The organism is Roseovarius pacificus (assembly GCF_900142665.1).
In the GTDB taxonomy this organism is placed as follows: domain Bacteria; phylum Pseudomonadota; class Alphaproteobacteria; order Rhodobacterales; family Rhodobacteraceae; genus Roseovarius; species Roseovarius pacificus.
Window position 1 is genome coordinate 164,861 of the sequence record NZ_FRBR01000002.1, and the last position, 22,713, is coordinate 187,573.

The 22,713-nt window shown below is 64.1% G+C and carries 21 protein-coding genes; 19 read left to right on the forward strand and 2 right to left on the reverse strand.

Annotated features, from left to right (window positions below):
• The 14 genes from BUB53_RS06420 (at position 1) to BUB53_RS06485 (ending at position 13,649) form a co-directional block, all read left to right on the forward strand.
• Complete coding sequence (locus BUB53_RS06420) at positions 1–945, forward strand: ABC transporter permease (protein WP_073033877.1); 945 nt, start codon at positions 1–3, stop codon at positions 943–945.
• Positions 945–2,225, forward strand: coding sequence for an amidohydrolase family protein (locus BUB53_RS06425; RefSeq protein ID WP_073033878.1), 1,281 nt, complete (start codon positions 945–947; stop codon positions 2,223–2,225). The genes BUB53_RS06420 and BUB53_RS06425 overlap by 1 nt, the downstream gene beginning before the upstream one ends.
• Before the next feature lie 348 nt (positions 2,226–2,573).
• Positions 2,574–3,104, forward strand: a complete 531-nt coding sequence (locus BUB53_RS06430) for a hypothetical protein (RefSeq protein WP_229709486.1) — start codon at positions 2,574–2,576, stop codon at positions 3,102–3,104.
• Positions 3,101–3,763 carry a MotA/TolQ/ExbB proton channel family protein gene (locus tag BUB53_RS06435; protein ID WP_073033879.1) on the forward strand — a complete coding sequence of 221 codons (663 nt, stop codon included), beginning with the start codon at positions 3,101–3,103 and terminating at the stop codon, positions 3,761–3,763. The genes BUB53_RS06430 and BUB53_RS06435 overlap by 4 nt, the downstream gene beginning before the upstream one ends.
• Positions 3,720–4,139, forward strand: a complete 420-nt coding sequence (locus BUB53_RS06440) for an ExbD/TolR family protein (RefSeq protein ID WP_073033880.1) — start codon at positions 3,720–3,722, stop codon at positions 4,137–4,139. Before BUB53_RS06435 ends, BUB53_RS06440 begins: the two co-directional genes overlap by 44 nt.
• Positions 4,136–4,522, forward strand: coding sequence for an ExbD/TolR family protein (locus BUB53_RS06445; RefSeq protein WP_073033881.1), 387 nt, complete (start codon positions 4,136–4,138; stop codon positions 4,520–4,522). The genes BUB53_RS06440 and BUB53_RS06445 overlap by 4 nt, the downstream gene beginning before the upstream one ends.
• Positions 4,519–5,508 (forward strand): energy transducer TonB family protein, encoded by a 990-nt coding sequence (locus BUB53_RS06450; RefSeq protein WP_073033882.1) that lies wholly within the window; start codon positions 4,519–4,521, stop codon positions 5,506–5,508. Before BUB53_RS06445 ends, BUB53_RS06450 begins: the two co-directional genes overlap by 4 nt.
• Before the next feature lie 30 nt (positions 5,509–5,538).
• Positions 5,539–6,471 (forward strand): iron-siderophore ABC transporter substrate-binding protein, encoded by a 933-nt coding sequence (locus BUB53_RS06455; protein ID WP_200797778.1) that lies wholly within the window; start codon positions 5,539–5,541, stop codon positions 6,469–6,471.
• Positions 6,468–7,457: a FecCD family ABC transporter permease gene (locus BUB53_RS06460; protein WP_073033884.1), complete on the forward strand. Its 990-nt coding sequence runs from the start codon at positions 6,468–6,470 to the stop codon at positions 7,455–7,457. The genes BUB53_RS06455 and BUB53_RS06460 overlap by 4 nt, the downstream gene beginning before the upstream one ends.
• Positions 7,454–8,434 carry a FecCD family ABC transporter permease gene (locus tag BUB53_RS06465; protein WP_073033885.1) on the forward strand — a complete coding sequence of 327 codons (981 nt, stop codon included), beginning with the start codon at positions 7,454–7,456 and terminating at the stop codon, positions 8,432–8,434. The genes BUB53_RS06460 and BUB53_RS06465 overlap by 4 nt, the downstream gene beginning before the upstream one ends.
• Complete coding sequence (locus BUB53_RS06470; protein WP_073033886.1) at positions 8,427–9,248, forward strand: ABC transporter ATP-binding protein; 822 nt, start codon at positions 8,427–8,429, stop codon at positions 9,246–9,248. The genes BUB53_RS06465 and BUB53_RS06470 overlap by 8 nt, the downstream gene beginning before the upstream one ends.
• Before the next feature lie 149 nt (positions 9,249–9,397).
• Positions 9,398–11,542, forward strand: a complete 2,145-nt coding sequence (locus tag BUB53_RS06475; protein WP_073033887.1) for a TonB-dependent receptor — start codon at positions 9,398–9,400, stop codon at positions 11,540–11,542.
• Between the two features lie 31 nt (positions 11,543–11,573).
• Complete coding sequence (locus BUB53_RS06480; RefSeq protein ID WP_159437768.1) at positions 11,574–12,599, forward strand: siderophore-interacting protein; 1,026 nt, start codon at positions 11,574–11,576, stop codon at positions 12,597–12,599.
• Between the two features lie 135 nt (positions 12,600–12,734).
• Complete coding sequence (locus BUB53_RS06485) at positions 12,735–13,649, forward strand: DMT family transporter (protein WP_073034049.1); 915 nt, start codon at positions 12,735–12,737, stop codon at positions 13,647–13,649.
• 94 nt (positions 13,650–13,743) lie between these two features.
• Here the strand turns inward: BUB53_RS06485 and BUB53_RS06490 are convergent, their stop codons facing one another.
• A complete protein-coding gene (locus BUB53_RS06490) occupies positions 13,744–15,882 on the reverse strand; it encodes a TonB-dependent siderophore receptor (RefSeq protein WP_084728953.1) in 2,139 nt (712 codons plus the stop codon).
• A gap of 99 nt (positions 15,883–15,981) precedes the next feature.
• On the reverse strand, positions 15,982–16,875 hold the full coding sequence (locus BUB53_RS06495; RefSeq protein WP_073033888.1) for a helix-turn-helix transcriptional regulator: 894 nt from the start codon (positions 16,873–16,875) through the stop codon (positions 15,982–15,984).
• 216 nt (positions 16,876–17,091) lie between these two features.
• Here BUB53_RS06495 and BUB53_RS22730 point away from each other — a divergent pair, with 216 nt between their 5' ends.
• The 5 genes from BUB53_RS22730 to BUB53_RS06520 are packed head-to-tail and all read left to right on the forward strand — an operon-like array spanning position 17,092 to position 22,523.
• A complete protein-coding gene (locus BUB53_RS22730) occupies positions 17,092–18,072 on the forward strand; it encodes an ABC transporter substrate-binding protein (protein ID WP_073033889.1) in 981 nt (326 codons plus the stop codon).
• Positions 18,063–19,046, forward strand: a complete 984-nt coding sequence (locus BUB53_RS06505; protein WP_073033890.1) for a FecCD family ABC transporter permease — start codon at positions 18,063–18,065, stop codon at positions 19,044–19,046. Before BUB53_RS22730 ends, BUB53_RS06505 begins: the two co-directional genes overlap by 10 nt.
• Positions 19,043–20,008, forward strand: coding sequence for an iron chelate uptake ABC transporter family permease subunit (locus BUB53_RS06510; RefSeq protein ID WP_073033891.1), 966 nt, complete (start codon positions 19,043–19,045; stop codon positions 20,006–20,008). The genes BUB53_RS06505 and BUB53_RS06510 overlap by 4 nt, the downstream gene beginning before the upstream one ends.
• Entirely contained in the window at positions 20,008–20,784 is a 777-nt protein-coding gene (locus BUB53_RS06515; protein WP_073033892.1) for an ABC transporter ATP-binding protein, read from the forward strand. Before BUB53_RS06510 ends, BUB53_RS06515 begins: the two co-directional genes overlap by 1 nt.
• 56 nt (positions 20,785–20,840) lie before the next feature.
• The gene (locus tag BUB53_RS06520) at positions 20,841–22,523 is read left to right on the forward strand and encodes an ABC transporter ATP-binding protein (protein ID WP_073033893.1); all 1,683 of its coding nucleotides are present in this window, start codon (positions 20,841–20,843) and stop codon (positions 22,521–22,523) included.
• Positions 22,524–22,713: the final 190 nt, after the last annotated feature.

The following is a 22,713-nucleotide window of genomic DNA, read 5'->3' on the forward strand; positions in this document are numbered from 1 at the left end:
ATGGACATCTTCGAAATCCTGCTCTCGGCCAGTTTCTGGACCGCCGCGATCCGCATCGCCAGCCCGCTGATCTTTGCCACTTTGGGCGAGTTGATCTGTGAACGCGCGGGCGTTCTGAACCTTGGGATCGAAGGCATCATGGTCGCCGGGGCCTTTGCGGGCTGGATGGCGGTTTATTCCGGTACGGGGCTTTGGATGGGAGTGGCGGTCGCGATGGCCGTGGGCATGTTGTTCGGGCTGGTGCACAGTTTGCTGACGGTGCCGTTCGGCCTGTCGCAGCATGTGGTGGGACTGGGGGTCACGCTGCTGGCCACGTCGCTGACCTATTACGCTTACCGGCTGGCGCTTCCCGAGGTGACGAGTCCGCCCAAGATCGAGGCCTTTCAGCCCTACGAGGTTCCGTTTCTTTCCGATATTCCGCTGATCGGGCCCGCGCTGTTTGCGCAGACGCCGCTCACCTATCTGGCGTTCATCCTTGTGGGGGTCGTGGGGCTGGTGCTGTATCGCACGCCGCTTGGCCTTGCGCTGCGGGCCGTGGGGGAGAATCCCTCGGCGGTGGCGGCGCAGGGGCTGTCGGTCACCGGCATCCGCATGGGGGCGGTGATCGTGGGCAGCGGGCTGATGGCCGTGGGGGGCGCGTTTCTGACCATGTCGGCTTTTGACAGTTTCTTTTTCGAGATGGTCAACGGGCGCGGCTGGATCTGCATCGCGCTGGTGGTGTTCGGTGCGTGGAAGCCGGGCAAGGCGCTACTGGGCGCTGTTCTGTTCGCCGCGTTCGATGCGCTGCAAATCCGGGTGCAGCAGATGCCGCTTGGCGCCGACATTCCCTATCAGGTTTTCCTGATGATGCCCTATTTCCTGTCCATTCTCGCGCTCATCGTCATGTCGCGCCGGGCCGAGGTGCCGGCCGCGCTGATGGTGCCGTTCAACAAGGGGGAACGCTGATGTTTGATCTGATCGTCAAGGGAGGCACGCTGCCCGACGGGCGGGTGGCCGATATCGGGATCGAGGGCGATACCATTTCGGCGGTCGAAGACCTGTCCGGCGCAGAGGCGGGCGAGGTGATCGACGCGGCGGGCGATCTGGTCAGCCCGCCTTTCGTCGATCCGCATTTCCATCTGGATGCGACCCTGTCCTATGGGCTGCCGCGTATCAATGCCTCGGGGACGTTGCTGGAAGGGATCGGGCTTTGGGGCGAGCTCAAACAGATCGTCACGCAGGACGAGATGGTGGAACGCGCGCTGTCCTATTGCGACTGGGCGGCGAGCCAGGGCCTGTTGGCGATCCGCAGCCATGTGGACACCTGCGACGACCGGCTTCTGGGGGTCGAGGCGATGCTGGAGGTGCGCGAGCGTGTCCGCGACTATATCGACCTGCAACTGGTGGCGTTTCCGCAGGACGGGTTTTACCGCGACCCGACGGCGCGGGCCAACACGATCCGGGCGCTCGACATGGGCGTCGATGTGGTGGGCGGCATCCCGCATTTCGAGCGAACGATGAGCGATGGGGCGGCATCCGTGCGCGAATTGTGCGAAATCGCGGCGGATCGTAGCCTGATGGTTGATCTGCATTGCGACGAATCCGACGACCCTCTCAGCCGCCATGTGGAAACGCTGGCCTGCGAGGCGCAGCGGCTGGGCCTTCAGGGTCGGGTGGCGGGGAGTCATCTGACCTCGATGCATTCGATGGACAATTACTATGTTTCGAAGCTGCTGCCGCTGATGGCCGAGGCTGGGGTGGCGGCGATCCCCAACCCGCTGATCAACATCACCCTTCAGGGCCGTCATGATACCTATCCCAAGCGGCGCGGACTGACGCGGGTGAAGGAAATGCAGGCTCATGGCATCACCGTTGGGTGGGGGCAGGATTGCGTGCTGGACCCATGGTATTCGCTGGGCACGGCCGACATGCTGGATGTGGCGTTCATGGGGATGCACGTGGCGCAGATGACCAGCCCGGAAGATATGGCGCGCTGCTTTGACATGGTGACCAATCAGAACGCGCAGATCCTCGGGCTTGAAGGGTATGGTCTGGCTCCGGGCAAGCGCGCGTCGCTGGTGGTGCTGGATGCGGGGACCCCCATCGAGGCGCTGCGCCTGCGGCCAGCGCGCCTGGCGGTGGTGTCGAATGGCAAGGTCATCAGCCGCATGCCGCGTGAAGATGCGGAACTGGCACTGCCGGGGCGGCCCGAAACCGTGCGCCGCCGTCACAAGGCGGGACGGTGAAACTGTCCTTTATGCCATGCAGAGATAGCGCCGTTCGGTAAGAGCGGCGGCGCGGTTCAGTTTGAAATTCCGTCGGAGGCAGAGGCCGCGTTCGCGGAGCAGAGTCCCTGTATCGCGCCGCAACAACGGGAATCGAATATACTGCATCACCGCCGACAGGATGATTTCGGGGCCGATTTTCGCGGTATGGGCTGTTGTTCATTCAGGCAGGACCGGGGAGCAGGTCAGCGGGTTTCAGGCCGGGGGTGCCCTGACCCACTCACTTTGCGTGGCTTTTACTTGACTTTTTTTGTTTGGTTTGAGACTTCATGACCTGAATAATCCGAGTGAATTTATCGGAAATTGGCGATGCCCGACGAATCGGTCGGCGTGTTGCCGGTCCGGATCGCCGGAGGGCTGCCGGAAACGGCGATGTATCGAATGTTTTGGGAGAGTCTGCCGATGAAGAAGATTGGGTGTTGTGGGGCTGCCGTTGCCGGTTTTCTGATCATGGGAACGATGGCGGTCGCTGCCGACGAGGCCGAGATCGGCCGGAACGTTTCGGTGGAACTGAACGCTGTAAAGGCCAGCGAAGCGGGCTGCATGCTCAGTTTCGTGGTGATCAACGGCCATGAAAGCCAGATCGACAAGGCGGTATACGAGACGGTTCTTTTCGATTCCGGGGGGCAAGTGGACCGGCTGACGCTTTTCGATTTCGGTGTTCTGCCGCCAGGGCGCCCGCGCGTGCGGCAGTTTACCGTGCCGGGCATGGCATGCGAGGGGCTGGGGCAGATCCTGATCAACGGCGCGCATAGCTGCGAGTCTGAGGGGCTGGCCGGGGATGCCTGCGAAGCGGGTCTTGAACTGAGGTCACGGGTTAATATCGAGGTGATGGGATGATGACGACCTTGCTGGAAGCACTTCGTCAGGTCGCCGATCTGGGCGGCCCGGTTGTGATGGTTCTGATCGTTGTGTCCGTCGTCACGCTTGCGACGGTGATCTACAAGCTGTGGCAGTTCGCTGCCGCCGGGGTGGGTCGGCATCGCGCTCTGGCGGATGCCGTGGCCGCCTGGGACAGGGACGACCGCACCGGGGCACAGGCCGCCTTGCAACGCTCGACCAGCTATCTCGCGCCGGTCGTCGAAATGGCGTTCGGGGCCGGAGACGAGGATATCGAACGCCTGCGCGCCGAAGCCGAGACACGCTTTGCCCGGCTGGAGACGGGATTCCGGTATCTCGATACGGTTGCGCAGCTTGCACCGCTTCTGGGGCTGTTCGGGACGGTGCTGGGCATGATCGAAGCCTTCCGCGCCCTGCAGGAAGCGGGCAGCCAGGTGGACCCGTCGCTGCTGGCCGGGGGGATATGGGTGGCGCTTATGACCACCGCGGTCGGGCTGGCCGTCGCAATGCCCAGTTCCTTGGTGCTGAGTTGGTTCGAGGCGCGTATGGATGCCGAACGCGTCACAGCCGAGCGGGCGATCACCACCGTCCTGCATCCTGCCGGACGGTCGCAGGATGCAGACAAGGCAGCGGATATGGGGGCGCTCAGCCGTGCGTAAGAGGCAGCACAGGCGAAAACTGTCGATGACGTCGCTGATCGACGTCATCTTCCTGTTGCTGCTGTTTTTCATGTTGTCTTCGACGTTTTCGCGGTTTTCCGAGGTCGAATTGACGGCCGCCGGAGGGGGCAGCGCCGCCCGGTCCGACGTGAAACCCGCCTTCTTGCGTCTGGGGGCCGAGACGCTGGATCTGAACGGGCGCGAAGTCGGCCTTGACGCCCTTGCGCCCGCCTTTGCCGAGGCTCGGAGTCAGGATGGGCCGCTGCCCGTTCTGATCAGCCTGCGCAGCGATGTGACGTCGCAGCGTTTGACCGATCTGCTGGTGGCGTTGCGGCGGGTCGAGGGGTTGCGCATCACCGTGTTGGGGACGTCATGATACGGGTTCGGAAAAGACCGACGCGCGAGCCCACGATCGCGCTGATCAACATCGTGTTCCTGATGCTGGTCTTCTTTATGGTGGCGGGCACGCTGGCGCAGCCGATGGATGGCGATCTGTCGCTGGTGCGCACCGAAGATCTGGAAGGTCGCGCGCCGCCGGATGCTCTGGTGGTGCATGACGACGGGCGGCTGAGCTATCGCGGAGAGGACATCGACAGCGTGGCCAGCTTTTTCGACCGTCTGGACGAGGCGAACCGGACAGAGGTGCGTCTTGTGCCGGACCGTGACCTGTCCGCCGAAACGCTGGTGGCGGTGGCCGCCGAACTGCGTGGCTCTGGCGCGGAAAGGGTTTTTGTCGTCACCGAAAGGGGGCTGGAATGATTGCCGCATCCCGTAGCGCGAAAGTGATTGCCGTGTCCGCTGCCTGCTGCGCCCATGCCGCGGTGTTGTGGGCCTTTGTCGGGACGGTCGAAATACGTATGGAAGGCGATGCCGGCGCGCCGGACGTCGCGCAACTGGGGAACAGTTTTGCCGATATGGCGGCAGGTACGCTTTCGGCGGTGGAACCGTCCGAAACCACGCCGCAGACGCAACCGACCGAGGCGGAGCCGGTCGAGACCGCTCCGAGAGAACCTGTCGAGCCCCGGCAAGCCGACACCGTCGCTGAAACCGCGCCGCCCGAGACGGCGCAGCCTGAGCAGGTGCAAGAGAGCGCTCCGGTGGTTCCCGTGGAAAACATGGCTATTGCTGCTCTGCCCGTCACACCGGCAAAGCCACAACAGCCTGACACCGCCAAAGCCGCCCAGCCCGAACCGCTGCCCCGTACACCGCCGGAGACTTCGGAGGTGATCGAGGCAGAGGACACGCCGGAACCGGCGGTCACCCGCTCGAAACGCCCGCAGCCCCGCAGCGCCGAGTTCGAGAAACGCCACGAGTCAAAGCCGAAGCCGAAGGTGGCGAAAAAAGAGCCCAGTCCGCAGAAAGCCCAACCGCAACCGCGTGGCAATGCCAACCAGAACGCCCGTGCGGGCGCGGCCACTGGCCGCGAACAGGCCAAGGCCAAGGCGCAGGGCCGGAACACCGGCAAGAGCACCCAAAGCGGAAACGCGGCGGCAAGCAATTATCCCGGCAAGGTCATGAGCAAGATTTCACGCGTGCCCAAGCCCCGCGTCGGTCGCCGGGGCACGGCGGTTGTGAGCTTTACGATTTCGTCTGGCGGCGGGTTGAGCGCGGTGTCGCTGGCGCGCAGTTCCGGGTCGGGGCAACTGGATCAGGCGGCATTGCAGGTTATCCGCCGGGCAGCGCCGTTCCCGGCGCCGCCGCCCGGTGCGCGGCGCAATTTTTCGATCCGTATTCAGGGCGGCTGAGGCGAGGCGCCCGAGAGCAAGGTGAAACACGTGGTGCGATATCTCTTCATCGTGGTTCTGTCCGTTTTCATGATGGCGGATGATGCAATCGCCTGCACGGGCCGAACCATCGAGGAGGAGGCGATTTTCGATACGCCGCTTTGTGTGCCTGAAAATCCGCAACGGGTGGTCGTTCTGGATGCGGGATTCGGGCTGGGTGTCGGGCTCGATGTCGGTTTGCCGATCGTGGGGGCACCTCTTGAACGGATGAGCGACACCGCGCTGAAAGCCCGCGCGGAAGAGGCCGGTGTGACGAGTATCGGATTCGTGACCGAACCCAGCCTCGAAAGCCTCGTCGCGCTTCAGCCCGATCTGATCCTGGGGTTCATCGGCAACGAATCCATGGCCAGCGGTATCTATCCGCAACTGTCGGGCCTCGCGCCGACCCTGCTATACACCGATATAGACTGGCGGGCGTTTTACCGGTTGATGGCGTCCTTGACCGGCCGGACCGCCGAGATCGAGGCACGTTTCGCCGACTATGACAAACGCCTGTCCGATATCCGCGAGCGCATGCCGGATACGCCGGTGTCGGTGCTGCGGATCACGTCCTGGGATTTCCAGGTTTATCTGGATGCGCCGAATACCTATGCCCCTTTCGCGGTGATGCAACAGGCCGGGGTGCGCCGCACGGAGTATGAGACGACGACTGATCCGGGGCTGTCCATGAAGCGCCCGGACTGGGAGGAACTGGCGGAACTCGACGGAGAGGTTCTGCTTTATATCGTCGGGGGCACCAATGACTCGGACAAGGACGGACGCCACGAAGAGGTGCTGTCGAACCCGCTGTGGCAAATGCTGCCGGCGGTGCAGGCGGGTCGGGTTCACCGGGTCGGGCATGGCGCCTGGATGCAATTCAGCGGGCTCGATTCGGCGCATCGGGTGCTTGACGATCTCGAACGCTATGTGATCGGTCGGGAATGACCCGGCCCGGCGCGGCCTCTGCCGTTCTGCTGCTGCTTTTGTCCTGCGGTCTGCTGGTTCTGACCGTCTGGGCGATGGGGGTGGGCGCAAGCGAGATTTCCATGTCCCGGGTGGCGCAGGCCTTGTGGAATCCGAGCGGGGAGCGTGCCGATATCGTCGTGCTTCAGGTACGACTGCCGCGGGTTCTGGCCGGGGTCACGGCCGGGGCCGCGCTGGCGGTGGCGGGGGCGATCATGCAGGCGATGACAGGCAATCCGCTGGCTGAGCCCGGCCTTCTCGGGGTGAATGCGGGTGCGGCTTTCGCCGTGGTTTGCGCGCTGTCCTTTCTGGACATCACCGGCATGTCGCACCTGATCTGGGCGGCTTTCACCGGTGCGGCGGGGGCTGCGGCGCTGGTTTATGCGCTCGGGGCGGGGCCGAACCCGGTCAGGCTGGTGCTGGCGGGGGTTGTGGTGACCAGCTTTCTGGGCGCGGTGACGATGGCCATTCTGATGCTCGATGTGCAGGCGCTCGACACGGTTCGTTTCTGGACCGCCGGTTCGCTGAAGGGCCGTCAGTTGGAGGATGTCGCTTCGGTCTTGCCTTATCTGCTGGGCTCGCTGGTGCTGGCGTTGTTGTTCGCCGGGCAATTCACGGCGATGAGCCTTGGCAGCACGGTGGCGCGCGGGCTTGGCCAGAACCTTGCCCTGTGGCGTGGTCTTGCGGCGCTGGTTGTCGTCGGTCTGGCCGGGTCCGCGGTGGCCATGGCCGGGCCGCTGGGTTTCGTCGGGCTTGTGGTGCCGCATATGGTGCGGATGCGTACCGGGGCCGAGTATCGCCGCATCCTGCCATATTGCCTGATCGGGGGGGCGGTTCTGACCCTGGCTTCCGACACTTTGCCGCGCGCCTTGTGGGGGAGGGACGTGCCCGCCGGCATCACCCTTGCCTTTCTGGGGGCGCCGTTCTTTATCTGGCTGGCGCGAAGCCATGGTGCGTTACGCTCATGATCCGGGTGTTTCTTGTCCTTCTGGCGCTTCTGGCGGTGTTTTTCGTCCTTGCCCTCGCGTTGGGCGATCAGCGCCTGCCGTTTTCGGTGGTGCTGGGTGCATTGCTGGGGGCCGGGGAAACGCCCGGCCATGTGCAAACCATCGTGACGGGGCTGCGGCTTCCGCGGGCCACGCTGGCCATTCTGGTCGGGGCGGCGCTTGGGGTGGCAGGGGCGATCTGCCAGGCCGTATTGCGCAACCCGTTGGCCGAGCCGGGCCTGCTGGGTATCAACGCCGGGGCGGCGCTGGCGGCCATGATGATCATCGTGCAGGCGGGGACGGTTCCGGAAAGCCTGTTGCCGCTGGCAACCTTCGCTGGGGCGGTGACGATGATCGCTGTCATCTTCGGGTTTGCATGGCGAGGCGGCACCACGTCCTTGCGCATCATCCTGATCGGGGTCGGCCTGTCGGCAATGGCAGGGGCCGGGGCCAGTTTCATCGCCACGTTCGGCGAGATCGCGTTGGTTCAGCGCGCCATGGTCTGGTTGGCGGGCAGCTTGCAGGACAGCCGGTGGATCAAGGTTCAGACCCTTCTGATCTGGGCGTCTCCGGTTTTTCTGATGATCTGGATGGCCGCGCGGGAACTGGACCTGATCGCACTGGGCGATACCGTGGCGCGCGGGCGTGGTCAGCAGGTCGATTTGCAACGTGTGCTGATGATGCTGGCCTGTGCGGTGCTTGCGGGGGCGTCGGTGGCGGCGGCAGGGCCGATCGCCTTTGTCGGGCTGGCCGCGCCGCATATGGCGCGGGCACTGGCGGGGCGGCGGCATGTTGCGCTGATCCCGGCGGCGGCGTTGATCGGCGCGTTGATCGTGCTGGTGGCCGATCTGGCGGCCCGGCGCGCAATGCCGCCTCTCCAACTTCCGGTCGGGGTGGTCACGGCGCTGCTGGGCGCACCGTTTTTTGGATATCTGCTGTGGAAAAAACGCTATGACTGAACGGCTGTACGGGCTGGGTATGAGGGATGCGACGCTGGGCTATGGCCGGGGCGGGCCGGTGATCGAGGATCTGAGCCTGACAATCCCCTCCCGTCGGTTCACGGCGCTCCTGGGGCCGAACGGATGTGGGAAATCGACCATTCTGCACGGGCTTGCCGGGTTGCACACACCTCAGTGCGGCGAAGTAGTTCTGGACGGTAAATCCATCCGTGCTTTGGGGACCAAGGCGCTGGCCCGCCGCGTCGGTCTGCTGGCGCAGACGGCCTCTGCGCCAGACGGCCTGACGGTTGGCGAACTGGTCCGGCAAGGCCGCTATCCGCATCGCCCGGTGTTCGGCGCGTGGAGCGGGGCCGATGAGGACGCTGTCGAATCCGCATTGCGGCGGACCTCGATGACCGGCTACCGCGACCGGCCCGTGGACAGCCTGTCGGGCGGGCAGCGCCAGCGGGCATGGATCGCCATGACGCTGGCGCAACAGAGCGATATCCTGTTGCTGGATGAGCCGACCACCTATCTTGACCTCGCCCATCAGATCGACGTTCTGGGCCTGATGCGCCGCCTTGTCGACCAAGAGGGCGCGACCGTCGTGGCAGTGCTGCACGATCTGGTTCAGGCGGCGCGCTACGCCGATCATCTGGTTCTGATCCGTGGTGGCCGGATCGTCGCCCAGGGTGCGCCCATTTCGGTGCTGACACCCGAAAACGTCAAGGCGGTGTTCGGCGTGGATGTCGTCATTCTGAGCGACCCCGACAGCGCAGCCCCGATCTGTTTGCCACGCTGCAATGGGGCGGCGACGTCGAACCCGCAGGCGTGACTGAAATGACACGTGTTTGCTGTCGGCTTGCATCCGGTGACAGAGGGTGCTTTTATAAAGCTGAGTTTTTCTGTAAGAAATTGGCCGACGCCAGCGAAAGCCAGCCAGAAACGCAGTATGCCCTTCGGGACAATCTTCGGATTTGGAATATGGCTGGATATAAAACACTTGCTGCGCTGATCGGCAGCACCTCTTTCATCGCCGCCGGCGCAGCCGTCGCCCAGGACCTTCCGGCATTCGATCTGGGAACGCTGGTTCTTTATGGCGACCGCGCCACACAGGATGCATCGCAAACCAATGCCAGCGTGGCGGTGGTTGGCGAAGAGGTGCTCAGCATGCCCGAGGTTTCGTCCTACCGGGACAGTTTCCGCCGCATCGCCAACGTCAATACCGGCGATTTCACCGAAAGCGGTTTCGTTATCCGGGGCGTCAATTCCGAGGGTCTGACGCCGGGCGGGATCGGAGCGCCGCTGGCCTCGTTTTATATCGACGGCGTTCAGCAGACGGTCGAAGGCACCCGCCGCGGGCTGCGCGGGACCTTCGATGTCGAACAGATTGAGGTTTACCGTGGCCCACAGTCCACCCTGACGGGCCGAAATGCATTGGCAGGGGCGATCTATCTGCGCACCAAAGACCCCGAGTTCGAACCTTCGGCCCGTGCCCAGATGACCTATGGTGAAGACAACCATCGCCAGATCGCACTGGCTTATGGAAACGCACTTGGCGACAAACTGGCCTTCCGGTTCAGCGGGGAATGGTCGCAGAAGGATACGGACCTCAATTATCCGTCCTATGAGCGGTTCCAGCGTTACGGCGATTTCAAGACCGACGATTATCACAACCTGCGCGCCAAGCTGCTCTGGTTGCCGACGGGCAGCGACGAGACGAAGGTGCTGCTCAGCTATTCGCACTCGTTCGACGGTCCGACCTCCAACGATATCGCCGGGCCGAACTGGTCCAGCAACGCGCCTTTGTATGGCGCTCGGCGCGGCGATATCTGGGGGACCATCCTGCCCGACGACCCTTATCGTTTGCTTGGCCTGACCGAGATTCCGGCGTTTCAGGATGTTCGTGAAACCACGGTCAAGAATTTCGGTATCGAAGTCAGTCACGAATTTTCGAACGCGCTCAAGCTGACCTCGATGACGGGCTGGACCAATTCGGTGACCGACCGTCATTCCATCAACCACGGTACACCGGGGGAGTTCCTGACCGTCGATGGTGAATTCGATCAGGAAATCCTGTCGCAGGAACTGCGCCTGAACTACGATGACGGTCCGCTGCGGTGGGTTGCCGGGCTTTATTTCTCGGAGGAGAATCAAAGTTCGTTCCGGACGCAGCAATTGCTGACACTGGACGAAAGCCGCAATTCCGCCAAGATTACCAATCTCGCAGCCTTTGGGGAAATCTCATATGAATTCGTGCCGGGCTGGCGGGCCATTGCCGGGGCGCGCGTCGATCATATCGATCAGAAGCAAACGGCATTCTTTTCCCAGAACGGCGTCATGACAAGCAATACCACGGCAAGTTTCGAAGATACGGTCGTATTGCCCAAGTTCGGCCTGGAGCACAGTTTTGCCGGAAATCAGCGTGTTTCGCTGACCTATCAGGAGGGATACCGCCCCGGCGGTTCGGGGGTGCAGGCCTCGACCGGGATGCTGTTCGAATACGAGCCGGAAAGCGCCAGGAATTATGAACTGGCCTGGCGCGGACGTTTCATGGAGGATCGTCTGGGCGTAGCGGTCAACCTGTTCTACCAGGATTGGGACAAACAGCAGGTCGAGGTCTGGGCGGACCCGCTCAACCCTGCGTCCAGCTATATCACCAATGCCGGCAAATCCGAATCCTATGGCGGGGAGATCGAGCTGACCTATGCCGCGACCGAACGTCTGGACCTCTACGGGTCGATCGGGCTGTTGGAAACCGAGTTCAAGGATTTCAGCGCCGGTGGCATCAATTACAGCGGATTGTCGTTCCCCGGCGCACCGGAAACCAACATTTCACTTGGATTCCAATGGGGTGGCGAGACCGGGTGGTTTGCCAACGGCAGCGCCACCTATACCGGGTCGTCCATGTCGCGGATCGAGCAGGGGCTGGCGCGGCCACTGACGCTGGACGACTATACTACCGTCGATGTCAGTTTCGGTTACGGCTGGAACAACGGCGCGCGCATGACGGTCTATGCGACCAACCTTCTGGACGAGAAATACTTCAAGTATGAATACGGTCCCGGTGCGATGGCCACATTGGGCGATCGGCGCGAGGTCGGTGTGCGTCTGGATTACACGTTCTGATCAAGTCACTGAAACAACTGGTATATTCTGCATGATGGAAGAATCTCTCGCGTATCTGGACCTTCCGGCGAACCAGGCCATGGAGCGTTTCGAAAGTGGGGCGCAGGCCCTTGGTCTGAGGGTCGAGCGCAGCCCGGACATGCTGCGGTTGCGGCTCAAGATGGGCACGGTCGAGGTGATGGGAGAAGGGCCGGGCACCGGTATCCGGATGGCGGCGCGCGATGCGGTCAACCTGCAGGTTCTGCGCGATCTGATGGCCGAGCGGCTTGGGCAACTGGGGGTGACGCCACGATGGCTGACGCGGGCAACATCGCCTAAACCGGCAAATCTGAGCCTTGCCGAAATCGTACAAATTGTACGAATCTCGCCGTCTTTTGTACGAGTTACGATCGAAGGGTCCGATCTGGGGCGGCTTGCCAGCGGCGGGATGCATTTTCGCATCCTGCTGGGGCCGGAGAACGCCGGTTGGCCTGCGGTCGATTCCGCCGGGATCACCGTCTGGCCCGGCGGGGCGGGGAACTGGCACCGTCCGGTTTATACGACCCGTCATATCGAAATGCTGCCGAAAACGGATTCTGCTGCGCAGGAGGTTCCGGCGCGGATCACCTTCGATGTTTTCCTGCATGACGGGGGCCGTGTGACGGAATGGGTGTTGCAGGCCCGCCCCGGTGACGAGATCGCGCTGACCGGGCCGGGCGGCAGCGACCGGCCCGAGGCAGGCTGGATCGGCATTATCGGCGATGAAACGGCATTGCCGGTCGCGGCGCGTATCCTCGCCGAAGCGCCTTTGGGGACGCGCGGGGCGGCGGTTTTGTTCGTGCCCGAAGCCGCCGACATTCAGGATCTGCAACATCCCGAGGGCGTGAGCGTCAGGTGGGTTACGCGCGGTGGTGCGGAAACACCGCTGAGCGCGCTTGAAGGCTTGGACTGCCCCGAGAACGACCGGTACGTATTCTTTGCCGCCGAGCGGCAAGAGGCGGTTGCGGCGCGCAAAAGGCTGACGGAGAACGGCTTTGGGCGGGGTGATTATCACGCTGCGGGGTACTGGAGCGCCTGATCGGAGACGGGCCGGGGCGGTTCTACCCGGCGTGGATCATTCCTGCGCAGTGTCGTTCAGGGCATGGCGGGGAGGCGTGCATTGCGCGGCCCGTATTTCCTGTCATGTTCTTTCCTGATCAAAGGGGCCGGCCGGATGGCGCAGGTAAAATCGCAACGCCCGAGAGCAGATAATATTCCATTGGCGGTGGGCGTCATTGTCCTGACCGTGCTGGCGCTGTCTTTGGGCGATGCGCTGATCAAGCTGACCAGCGGAAACTTCGTGATCTGGCAGATATTCGTGATCCGGTCGCTGATCGCGATCCCGGTCCTGTTGCTGGCGCTTGCGGTCGCCGCGCCCGCGGGGCTGCGCGTACCGGGCGATCTTGGATGGGTCGGGCTGCGCAGTCTGATGCTGGTGGTGATGTGGATTTGTTACTATCTTTCGCTGCCGAAACTGACGCTGTCGGCGGCGGCTGCCGCCTATTATACGCTGCCCATCTTTATCACTCTGTTTTCCGCCCTGTTCATCGGTGACAGGATTTCACCGAAAGGCTGGATCGCGGTGTTCGCAGGGTTTCTGGGCGTGGTGCTGATCCTGCGGCCCGGTGCGGACGATTTCAACGCCTATGCGATCTTGCCGCTTGTCTCGGCCATGCTCTATGCGGGGGCGATGATTTTGACGCGCAGCAAGTGCCGCGATCACAACCCTCTTGTTCTGTCGCTGGCGCTGAACGTGGCGTTCGTCATTGCCGGGGCATTGGCCGCAAGCCTGATCCTGCTGTTGCCCGACACCTTACGGCAGGGCTTTCTGTTTGCGCCATGGGCTGCGATGGGTGGGGGCGAATGGTTGTCGATGGGGCTGATGGCGGTGGCGATCCTGATCGGCAGCATCGGCGCGGCCATCGCCTATCAGAATGGCCCGCCCGCGGTGATCGGGGCCTTCGATTTCGCCTATATCGGATTTGCCGCCCTCTGGGGCCTGATTTTCTTTGCCGAGGTTCCTGACATGATCTCGACCCTCGGCATGGCGCTGATCGTCGGGGCGGGGATACTTTCGCTACGGCAGTGATTGCGCCTGTCGCAGATGAAAACATCCCCCGGACCGAAGCCGGTCAGGGGGATGTCATGGCATAGTCGGATATGCAGGGTGCGCGTTTCGGCGATCAGAAATGCGAGGTCAGCGACACGCTGATTTCGCGGCCCGAGCCGTAAGAGCAGGTGTAGAGATCCTGACAGCCGGTGACATAGCGTTTGTCGCCGACATTGGTGACCGAGAATTGGCCGCTCAGCCTGTCGGTGAAATCGTAGCTGGCGAACAGATCGTAGACGGTGGCGCTGGACACTTTGCGCGTATTGGCCGGGTCTGCATAGCTTTCGCCCCGGTGCCGGATACCCGCGCCGATCTGAAGGCCTTTCAGGCTGCCGGAAAATTCGTAGCTGCCGTACAGCGACAGTTCGGATTCGGGGATCAGCGTGGGGGTATTGCCGATCAGCGCCAGATTGCTGTCGTCGCGGATTTCGACATCGAGGAAGGTGGCAGCCGCCGCCAGTTGCAGACCGTTGCCGAAATCGTAGCGGCCTTCGATCTCGACCCCGTCGGAGCGCACCTTGCCCAGTTGCGACTGGTTCGGGAAGACGCCGGTGACGACATTTTCGCGGTTGATACGGAACGCCGCCGCCGTCAGCGAGAAGGGGCCGCCATCGGGGGTCCATTTGAACCCTGCCTCGATCTGATCGCCGGTTTCGGGGTCGGTTACGCCGCTTGTCGTCGAGGCGATCAGCGGATTGAAGAAGGTGGAGTAGGACAGGTAGGGCGTGAAGCCGTTTTCCGCCTCATAGGCCAGCGCCGCACGGTAGGAGGTTTCGCTGTCATGGCGGCTGAAGGCCCCGGCACCGTCCTGCCGCGTGTTGACGAAATCATGCCGCAGGTTGAGCGTGGCCAGCCACCCGTTGCCCCAGCGAATCTGATCCTGCACGTAGAGGCCCACCTGATCCTGTTTGGTGGTTGCGTCCTGATAGGGCGCGCCCAGAATTGGGATGCCCGGCGCCAGCGGATTCACCACCCGGTTCGTGCCAAAGCCCGAGGCCTGTGTTTCGTCCAGTTCGTAATAGCGCGCGTCGAGGCCGAACAGCAGGTCGTGTTCCACCGCGCCGGACTGGACCGTGCCGTAATACCGCAGGTCGGTCTGTGCGGTCTTGACCAGCGTGTCATGTTCGAAGGCGATCATGCTCAGCGTGCCCTGGGCATCCGACGGTGTCGTGGCATATCCGGCATAGCCGAACGGGTAATAGTATCGTTCTTTCACCTCGGCGACGCCCAGACGTCCGATCCCGGTGAAGGTGAAGCCGTTGTCGAATTCATGTTCGACGATGGCCGACACCGATGCCTGCCGCCGTTTGTAGCTGTCCCAGTCGGGGTCCGAGAAATTGGCGTCCGGGTCGATGAAGCCGAATTGCGCCGTTGGTTCGACCGTGCCGAAATAGGGCAGGAAGGTGCTGCCGTTGTGCTTTTCGTCGGCGACGTGGATATTGGCCAGAAGTGTGACCTCGGTGCCGCCGTCGGCGGTAAAGCGGAAGGACGGGGCCAGCGTGCCGCGCCAGCCCTTGTTGAAGGCGTCGTACTTGTCGCCGCCTTCGATGCGTCCGGTCACGCGGTACGAGCGGTCGCCGTCCAGATCGTCGCCCATGTCGAATTCCAGCCAGCCTCCGGTCGCATCGTCCACCCCGACGCTCAGTTCGCGAATGCGCCCGCCGGGCCGTTTGGAAACGTAGTTGACGATACCGCCGGGGTTGGACCCGCCATAAAGCGCCGAGGACGGCCCGCGCAGCACCTCGATGCGCTCCAGCGTGTAAGGGTCGATGAAGAACGACCCGAAGGCGAAGGACAGGTTTTGTGCATTGTCCAGATAGATCCCGGTCTGGTCGGCCTGAAACCCGCGGATGCGCAACCAGTCGTAATCGTTGTCGTCGCCGAACACGTCCGAGGTGACGCCAGCGGTATAGCGCAGGGCCTCGCTTGTGCGGTTCGCGCCGAAGCGTTCGATTTCGTCGCGGCCCAGAACCGACACCGATTGCGGCACTTCGTTCAGTGTGACCGGGACTTTCGATCCGGTGACGGTGGGCGGGTTGGTGTCGTCGCCCACGGGGCCGGTGGCGTCTTCCTGGTTGCGCAGGATCAAGGTGCCCAGATCGAAGGCGTCATCGGACGACTGGGCAAGCGCCGCGCCCGAAGCGCCGAGCAGCAGAAGCCCGGACAGTGTGAGGGGCAGGGCGCGCATGGGGCGCGGGTTTTGACGGTTCATGTATCGGCCTTCCGGTTTTTTTACCCTGTCACCCCCGGTTGCAATATGTCCGGGCCGGGCAGGGCGCTGTTGTGCTACTGGAAAGCCTGATAAAAACAATCAAGAACGATTGTCTTGAAGATTCGGGTCGGGGGCTGTGCCGGTGTGTTCTTTTATCCAAAGACCGGGGGCCAGGCCGGTTGCCGCCTTGAATGCCCGGTTGAAATGCGCCTGATCGGCAAAGCCGGTGATGCTGGCCACTTCGACAAACGGCACACCCTTGCGTAACAGGGCCTTGGCATGGCCGATCCTGATGTCCATCACCCATTGATAGGGCGACAGCCCGGTTTCGTGCCGGAATATCCGGTTGAAATGGGTTCGTGACATGCCGGCCAGTTCGGCCAGCCGTTCGACCGGAATGCGGCGGTCCATGTTCTCGAAGACATGAGCTCTGAGAATGGTCAGCCAGGGACCGGGCCGGGCTGTGCCGTTGTTCGTGGCGGTGCCAGCGACAGGAGGGGAGCGGTGCAGCACTTCGAGGATCAGCGCCTGCGCCAGCATCGCGGCGTGACGGCGCGCGCGCGAGGGGGCGCGGCATTCCCCGATTAAAACCTGCGCCAGCGCGTCCAGCCCTTCAAGATCGGGCAGGAAAACGGGCCGGTCCAGCGGAACGCCATGGCCTGTCAGTTCTTTCAGTCGTTTCAGCGGCAGGTGGATATCCAGGTGCCGCAGGGGGCCCGGACGGTTCGTTTGCCCCCAGAGTTCCAGCCCCGCCGGGATATAGGCCGCGGCGCAGGGGCGAGGGATATCGTGCCGGTTGCGGGCCAGCGACAGTTTTCGGCCATCCAGCAGCAGAACGAACCGCGGGTGCATCGACACATAGCGCCCGCCCGCCTGTGTTTCGCACTGGACGTGCCAGTAATCCACGGCCATCTGCCCGAGGTCCAGACTGCGCAGGCGATGGAGCGGCTGGAAGCCGTGAACCGAGGCATACATTCTGGGGTGAAAAGACATGCGCCCTCCAAATATCCGGAAAACCGGTGGCTGGGCGGAATCGCTTGGCTTGTGCGTTTTGTAGGATCGGCCCATCCCGGTTGTCAATATATTGACCTGCTTTGCCTGCCGTGTAGGTTGCCGCAACACAGCCAGACGCGGATCGCGCCGCCTTGTGCGCCGCCTTGCCCGTCCAAGCCAGTCCTGTCCCGATCACCCATGCGGAACGGAGCGTCCATGACCGCAGTCCTTCGTCTTGTCTGCCTTTTGCTGTGGCCGGGGATCGCGGTGGCGCAGCCGGTCGAGATCGGCCATGTCTGGGGCACGACACGGATCGAGGCGCGGCTCGAACGGATCGTGACCCTGTCCTATAACGGTGCCGACAACTGGCTGGCCCTGGGGGTGCGGCCGATGGCCTACCGGGTCTGGTATGGCGGAGACGATAGCGGGCTGTGGCCTTGGGCTGCCCCGATGCTGGACACGGTCGGCAAGACGGAAAGCGCGCCTGTGCAACTGCGCGGTGAAATCGACCTCGAAGCGGTGGCGCGGCTGGAGCCGGATCTGATCGAAGCGATGTATTCGGGGCTGACCCGTTCGCAATACAACGCCTTATCGCGCATCGCGCCTGTGCTGGCGCCGCCGCCCGGCGCGGGTGACTTCGGTGCGTCGTGGCGCAGCATGATCGCCACCTTCGGCCGTGCGGTGGGGCGTGAGGCGAAAGCCGCCGAGGTGATCGCCGGGGTGGAAGCGCAGTTTGAAGGGATCAGGCGGGCCCATCCGGACTGGAAAGAGAAAACCGCTGTCGTGGCGATGCCCGACGGGCCGTTGGTTCTGACGCGCAGCGACGTGCGTACCGATGTCGTCACGGCCTTGGGCTTTGACATGCCCGAGGCGGCGCAGCGTCTGGACAGGGGCGGATTCTTCTATCGGCTGGACCGGGAACTGACTGCGCCGCTTGAGGCCGATGTGGTGATCTGGCTCGATCTGGGCGGCGGGGTCGACGCCGTGCGCCACCATCCCCTGCGCGCGACCATGCGCGCCCCGCGCGAGGGCCGCGAGATCGTGGCCGATCCCGACCTGTCGGCGGCGCTGAGCTATGCCAGCGCGCTGAGCCTGGATTATGCGCTGGAGCGTCTTGTGCCGCTGCTGGAGCAGGCCGCCGATGGCGACCCGGAGACCCGCGTTGGCCCCAGCGAGGAGGCGGGGTTATGGCGCTGAGACATGGCGCAACCATGTTGGCCGGTGTGGGGCTGCTGTTTCTGGGCTCGCTTCTTCTGGGGGCGCGTCCGGGGGTGGGGCTGTCGGATCTGGCCGCGCTGATCTATCCGCCTGACCCGCAGGACGCGCCGGGCATCGTGCTGCGCGAGATGCGCCTGCCGCGCAGTTGCGCGGCATTGCTGGCCGGGGCCGCTTTGGGGGCGGCGGGGGCCGTCATACAGACGCTGAGCCGCAACCCGCTGGCTGATCCGGGACTTCTGGGCGTGAATGCCGGGGCGGCTTTTGGTATCGCGCTGACGGTCTGGCTGAGCGGGCCACTGCCCGCCGGGCAATTGATCGTGCCGGCGTTGATCGGGGCGGGGTTGGCCTCGGCCGTGATCTGGGCGCTTGGCGCGGCGATGAGAAATCCTCTGACGCTGATCCTTGGGGGTGCTGCCCTGACCGCGATGCTGGGTGCGGCCCTGCGTGGCGTGATGCTGATCGACAACGGGGCGCTGGACGCGCTGCGCTACTGGTCCGTGGGATCGGTGGATGCGGTGCCGCCCGGATCGCTGGGGCCTGCGGCGCTGTTGGCGCTGGTTGGGGCGGGGCTGGCGATGGCCGCTGCGCGGCGGCTCGATGCCATGGCGTTGGGCGAGGACGTGGCGCAGGCGTTGGGGACGTCTCTGGGCCTGACGCGCGCCCTTGCACTGGGCGCAACCGCCGTGCTGAGCGCGGCGGCGGTGCTGGTGGCGGGACCGCTGGCCTTTGTCGGGCTGGTCGCGCCGCATGTCGCGCGCATGGCCGGGGCGTCGGGCACCGGCACTCTGTGCGTGTTGTCGGCTGCGGGTGGTGGGGCCTTGGTATTGCTGGCCGATATCGCCGGGCGGATCATCCTGCCGGGGCTGGTGATCGAGGCCGGGCTGGGGGTGACACTGATCGGCGGGCCGGTTCTGATCTGGCTGGTGCGGCGGCATGCGGCGGGGGACATATGACCCGGACGCGGCTGATCTATATCGTGTCCGGCCTGTTGCTGGTGGCGCTGATCGCAACGCTTGGCGCGGGTGGCGGCAGCACGGCCCTCGACTGGCGGGCTGCGCTTGCCGGTGAAGGCGTGGATTACACCATTCTGGTGCATTTCCGCCTGCCGCGCATCGCGCTTGCCGCACTCAGCGGTGCGGCATTGGGTATTGCCGGCAGCGTGTTGCAGGTGATGTTGCGCAATCCGCTGGCCTCGCCCGATATCATCGGGTTCGGCGCGGGCGCGGCGGCCGGGGGCGTTGCCGCCATCGTTCTGAGCGGATCTCTTGCGCTGGTCGCGCCGGGGGCGTTGCTGGGCGGTGGTCTGGCCGCCGTTGCCGTTCTGGGCCTGTCGTGGAAAAGCGGCCTGTCGCCCCTGGCGCTGGTGCTGACGGGTGTCGCGCTCAGCCTGATGCTGGCGACGGTGGCCGATATCCTGCTGTCGCTCAGCCCCGGTCTTCAGGCCGCCGAGGCCGCGCGGTTCCTGACCGGCGGGTTTTCGGGCGCGGACTGGGCCGGGGTTCTGGGCGTGGCTGCGGTGCTGGCCGCGGGTTGGGCCTGCATGGGGTGGCTGTCGTTCTCGGTCGACCGGCTGGACACCGGCGACGAGATCGCCCGCGCCCACGGGTTGCGCCCCGACCGGGTGCGGCTTACGGCGGCGGCGCTGTCGGCGGTGATCGTCTCGGTCAGCGTTTCGGTCACGGGGCCGCTGCCGTTCGTGTCCTTTCTGGCCGGGCCGCTGGCGCGCGGGATCAGTGGAAAGGCGGGCACCTGTCTGGGTCTGTCGGCGCTGTTCGGGGCGCTGATCTGCCTTGGGGCGGACAGCCTGTCGCGGTTTCCTGTGGCGGGGACGCATTTGCCGGCAGGGTTGTTCACGGCAATGATTGGCGGACCGGCGATGCTGGTGCTGCTGGTTCGGCAGGGAGGGCGCGGCTGATGCCGGGAATTGACGTGCAGGGGTTGAAAGTGCGGCTGGCGGGGCGTCCGATCCTGCACGGGGTGGACGGCCATGTACCACGCGCCGGGGTCACGGCGATCATCGGCCCGAACGGGTGCGGAAAATCCACGCTGTTGCGCGCGATGGCGCGGCTCGTTCGTCCCGAGGCGGGGCGGATCACGCTCGACGGGCGTGACCTGTGGGATGATCTGGGGCCGAAAACCTGTGCGCGGCAGATCGCCTTTCTGCCGCAAAACCCGGTGACGCCCGAAGGGCTGCGGGTGCGTGCCCTGATCGAACGGGGCCGCACTCCGTATCTGGGACCGTTCCGCCCGATGACGGCGATTGACCGGGCGGCGGTGGACCGGGCGATAGAACTGACCGGATTGAGCGCACTGGAACATCGCCGGGTGGACCGGCTGTCGGGCGGGCAGCGGCAACGTGCGTGGATCGCTCTGGCCATCGCCCAGGACACACCGGCGCTGTTTCTGGACGAACCGACGACTTTCCTTGACCTGCCGCACCAGATCGACATTTTGCGTCTGGTCAACCGTTTGAATCAGGAGAATGGTCAGACCATCGTCATGGTGTTGCACGACATCAACCAGGCCTGCCGCTATGCCGACCGGATCATCGCCATGCGCGAGGGCCGGGTATTGTTCAGCGGCCCGCCCTCCGAGGTGGTGACGCCCGAGGCGCTGAACACGCTGTTCGGAATGCGGATGCGGCTTGTGCCCGATGCGGTGGGCGGTGCGCCGGTGATCGTACCGCAATGACCTTTCGTTTCCTGTAACCCATGCCGCCCTGTCCGGTGCCGACAAGCGAGATATGAATGCTGCGTAACTTCCTGTCTTATTACCGCCCCTGGCGGGGCCTGTTCCTTCTGGACTTCGGCTGTGCCGTGGCCTCGGGGTTGCTGGAACTGGCCTTTCCAGTCGCCATCAAGGCCTATATCGACCATCTGTTGCCCAGTGGCGATCTGACGCTCATCCTTCTGGCGGCGGCGGGGCTGTTGCTGATCTACCTGCTGAACGCGGGGCTGATGGCGGTGGTGACCTATTGGGGTCACATGCTGGGGATCAATATCGAGACCGAGATGCGTCGCAAGGCGTTTGAGCAGTTGCAACGCCTGTCCTTCGCCTTTTTCGACAAGCAGCGCACCGGGACGCTGGTGGCGCGGGTGACGCGCGATCTGGAAGAGATCGGCGAGGTTGCGCATCACGGACCCGAGGACCTGTTCGTGGCGGTGATGACCTTTCTCGGGGCGTTCGGCCTGATGCTGGCGATCAACGTGCAGCTTGGCCTGATCGCGGCCTGCATCTTTCCGCTTTGCGTGATCTTGATCGCGGTGTTCGGGCGGCGGCTGACGCGGACCTGGCAGGAAATCTATTCCAGTGTGGCGCGGTTCAACGTGCGGCTTGAGGAAAACCTTGGCGGGATGCGGGTTGTTCAGTCCTTCGCCAACGAAGCGCATGAGAAAGACCTGTTCGCCCATGACAATGCGGGCTACCGGCGCACCAAGCTGGAAGCCTACCGGCACATGGCCGCATCGACGACGCTCAACTATATGGGGATGCGGCTGGTGCAGGTGGCCATTCTGGTGGCGGGCGCGGTGTTCGTGGCCAGGGGGGCGCTGACCATCGGCGGTTTCGTGGCCTTTTTGCTGTTGGTTGGGTTGTTTTTTCGCCCGCTCGACAAGATCGCGGCGGTGATGGAGCTTTATCCGCGCGGGCTGGCCGGATTCAGGCGGTATCAGGATCTTCTGGCGCTGCGCCCGGATGTGCAGGAGCGGCCCGATGCGCAAGAGGCACCGCCGTTTCGCGGAGAGATAGCGTTTGAAGGGGTCTCGTTCGGCTACGATGCCGAACGGCCGGTGCTGCGCGACATTTCGCTTTGCGTTGCGCCGGGGGAAACCGTGGCCATTGTCGGGCGGTCCGGGGCGGGGAAATCCTCGCTCGTGTCGCTGGTGCCGCGCTTTTACGATCCGCAGGGCGGGTGTGTCCGGATCGACGGCACCGATGTGCGGGATTTCACCCTGCAATCGCTGCGCCGCCAGATCGGTGTGGTCAGTCAGGATGTGTTCCTCTTCGGCGGGACCCTGCGTGAAAACGTGGCCTATGGGCGGCTGGGGGCGAGCGAGGAGGATATTCTGGCGGCGATCGATGCCGCACAGTTGACGGAACTGGCCGAAAGCCTGCCCGACGGTCTGGAGACGATCGTGGGTGAACGCGGTGTTGCGTTGTCCGGGGGGCAGCGGCAGCGGGTGGCGATTGCTCGGACTTTTCTTAAGAATCCGCCGATTATCATTCTCGACGAGGCGACTTCGGCGCTGGATCTGGAGACTGAGGAGCGGATTCAGGCGGCGCTCAACCGTTTGTCGGAAGGGCGCACGACGCTGGTGATCGCCCACCGCCCGCAGACCATCCGGGGAGCAGACCGTATCGTTCAGCTTGAAAATCAAGGGCTTAGAGAGCGTACCGGCGATGCGGGCCTCGGGTATGCCGGCGCTGTATAGACCGCTGCCCGATATCGGATTGCGGAGACATGATGCGCCGGGGGGAGGTGCCATGGCCGGCCGTTCCGTCCCGTCCCCGGCGGGCTCGAGCCGGGGGCCGGGCAGGGGCGGACAGGTTCAGGGTTTGTACGAAACGTACGAAGTGTACGCGGGTTTTGTACGAAATCCGGGGCTTTCGGGAGAAGCCGCG

Excerpts from the sequence above, each read along its gene's own strand:
- BUB53_RS06420 (WP_073033877.1), top strand. The coding sequence starts at position 1 with ATGGACATCTTCGAAATCCTGCTCTCGGCCAGTTTCTGGACCGCCGCG.
- BUB53_RS06425 (WP_073033878.1), top strand. The coding sequence starts at position 945 with ATGTTTGATCTGATCGTCAAGGGAGGCACGCTGCCCGACGGGCGGGTG.
- BUB53_RS06430 (WP_229709486.1), top strand. The coding sequence starts at position 2,574 with ATGCCCGACGAATCGGTCGGCGTGTTGCCGGTCCGGATCGCCGGAGGG.
- BUB53_RS06435 (WP_073033879.1), top strand. The coding sequence starts at position 3,101 with ATGATGACGACCTTGCTGGAAGCACTTCGTCAGGTCGCCGATCTGGGC.
- BUB53_RS06440 (WP_073033880.1), top strand. The coding sequence starts at position 3,720 with ATGCAGACAAGGCAGCGGATATGGGGGCGCTCAGCCGTGCGTAAGAGG.
- BUB53_RS06445 (WP_073033881.1), top strand. The coding sequence starts at position 4,136 with ATGATACGGGTTCGGAAAAGACCGACGCGCGAGCCCACGATCGCGCTG.
- BUB53_RS06450 (WP_073033882.1), top strand. The coding sequence starts at position 4,519 with ATGATTGCCGCATCCCGTAGCGCGAAAGTGATTGCCGTGTCCGCTGCC.
- BUB53_RS06460 (WP_073033884.1), top strand. The coding sequence starts at position 6,468 with ATGACCCGGCCCGGCGCGGCCTCTGCCGTTCTGCTGCTGCTTTTGTCC.
- BUB53_RS06465 (WP_073033885.1), top strand. The coding sequence starts at position 7,454 with ATGATCCGGGTGTTTCTTGTCCTTCTGGCGCTTCTGGCGGTGTTTTTC.
- BUB53_RS06470 (WP_073033886.1), top strand. The coding sequence starts at position 8,427 with ATGACTGAACGGCTGTACGGGCTGGGTATGAGGGATGCGACGCTGGGC.
- BUB53_RS06475 (WP_073033887.1), top strand. The coding sequence starts at position 9,398 with ATGGCTGGATATAAAACACTTGCTGCGCTGATCGGCAGCACCTCTTTC.
- BUB53_RS06480 (WP_159437768.1), top strand. The coding sequence starts at position 11,574 with ATGATGGAAGAATCTCTCGCGTATCTGGACCTTCCGGCGAACCAGGCC.
- BUB53_RS06485 (WP_073034049.1), top strand. The coding sequence starts at position 12,735 with ATGGCGCAGGTAAAATCGCAACGCCCGAGAGCAGATAATATTCCATTG.
- BUB53_RS06490 (WP_084728953.1), bottom strand. The coding sequence starts at position 15,882 with ATGAACCGTCAAAACCCGCGCCCCATGCGCGCCCTGCCCCTCACACTG.
- BUB53_RS06495 (WP_073033888.1), bottom strand. The coding sequence starts at position 16,875 with ATGTCTTTTCACCCCAGAATGTATGCCTCGGTTCACGGCTTCCAGCCG.
- BUB53_RS22730 (WP_073033889.1), top strand. The coding sequence starts at position 17,092 with ATGACCGCAGTCCTTCGTCTTGTCTGCCTTTTGCTGTGGCCGGGGATC.
- BUB53_RS06505 (WP_073033890.1), top strand. The coding sequence starts at position 18,063 with ATGGCGCTGAGACATGGCGCAACCATGTTGGCCGGTGTGGGGCTGCTG.
- BUB53_RS06510 (WP_073033891.1), top strand. The coding sequence starts at position 19,043 with ATGACCCGGACGCGGCTGATCTATATCGTGTCCGGCCTGTTGCTGGTG.
- BUB53_RS06515 (WP_073033892.1), top strand. The coding sequence starts at position 20,008 with ATGCCGGGAATTGACGTGCAGGGGTTGAAAGTGCGGCTGGCGGGGCGT.
- BUB53_RS06520 (WP_073033893.1), top strand. The coding sequence starts at position 20,841 with ATGCTGCGTAACTTCCTGTCTTATTACCGCCCCTGGCGGGGCCTGTTC.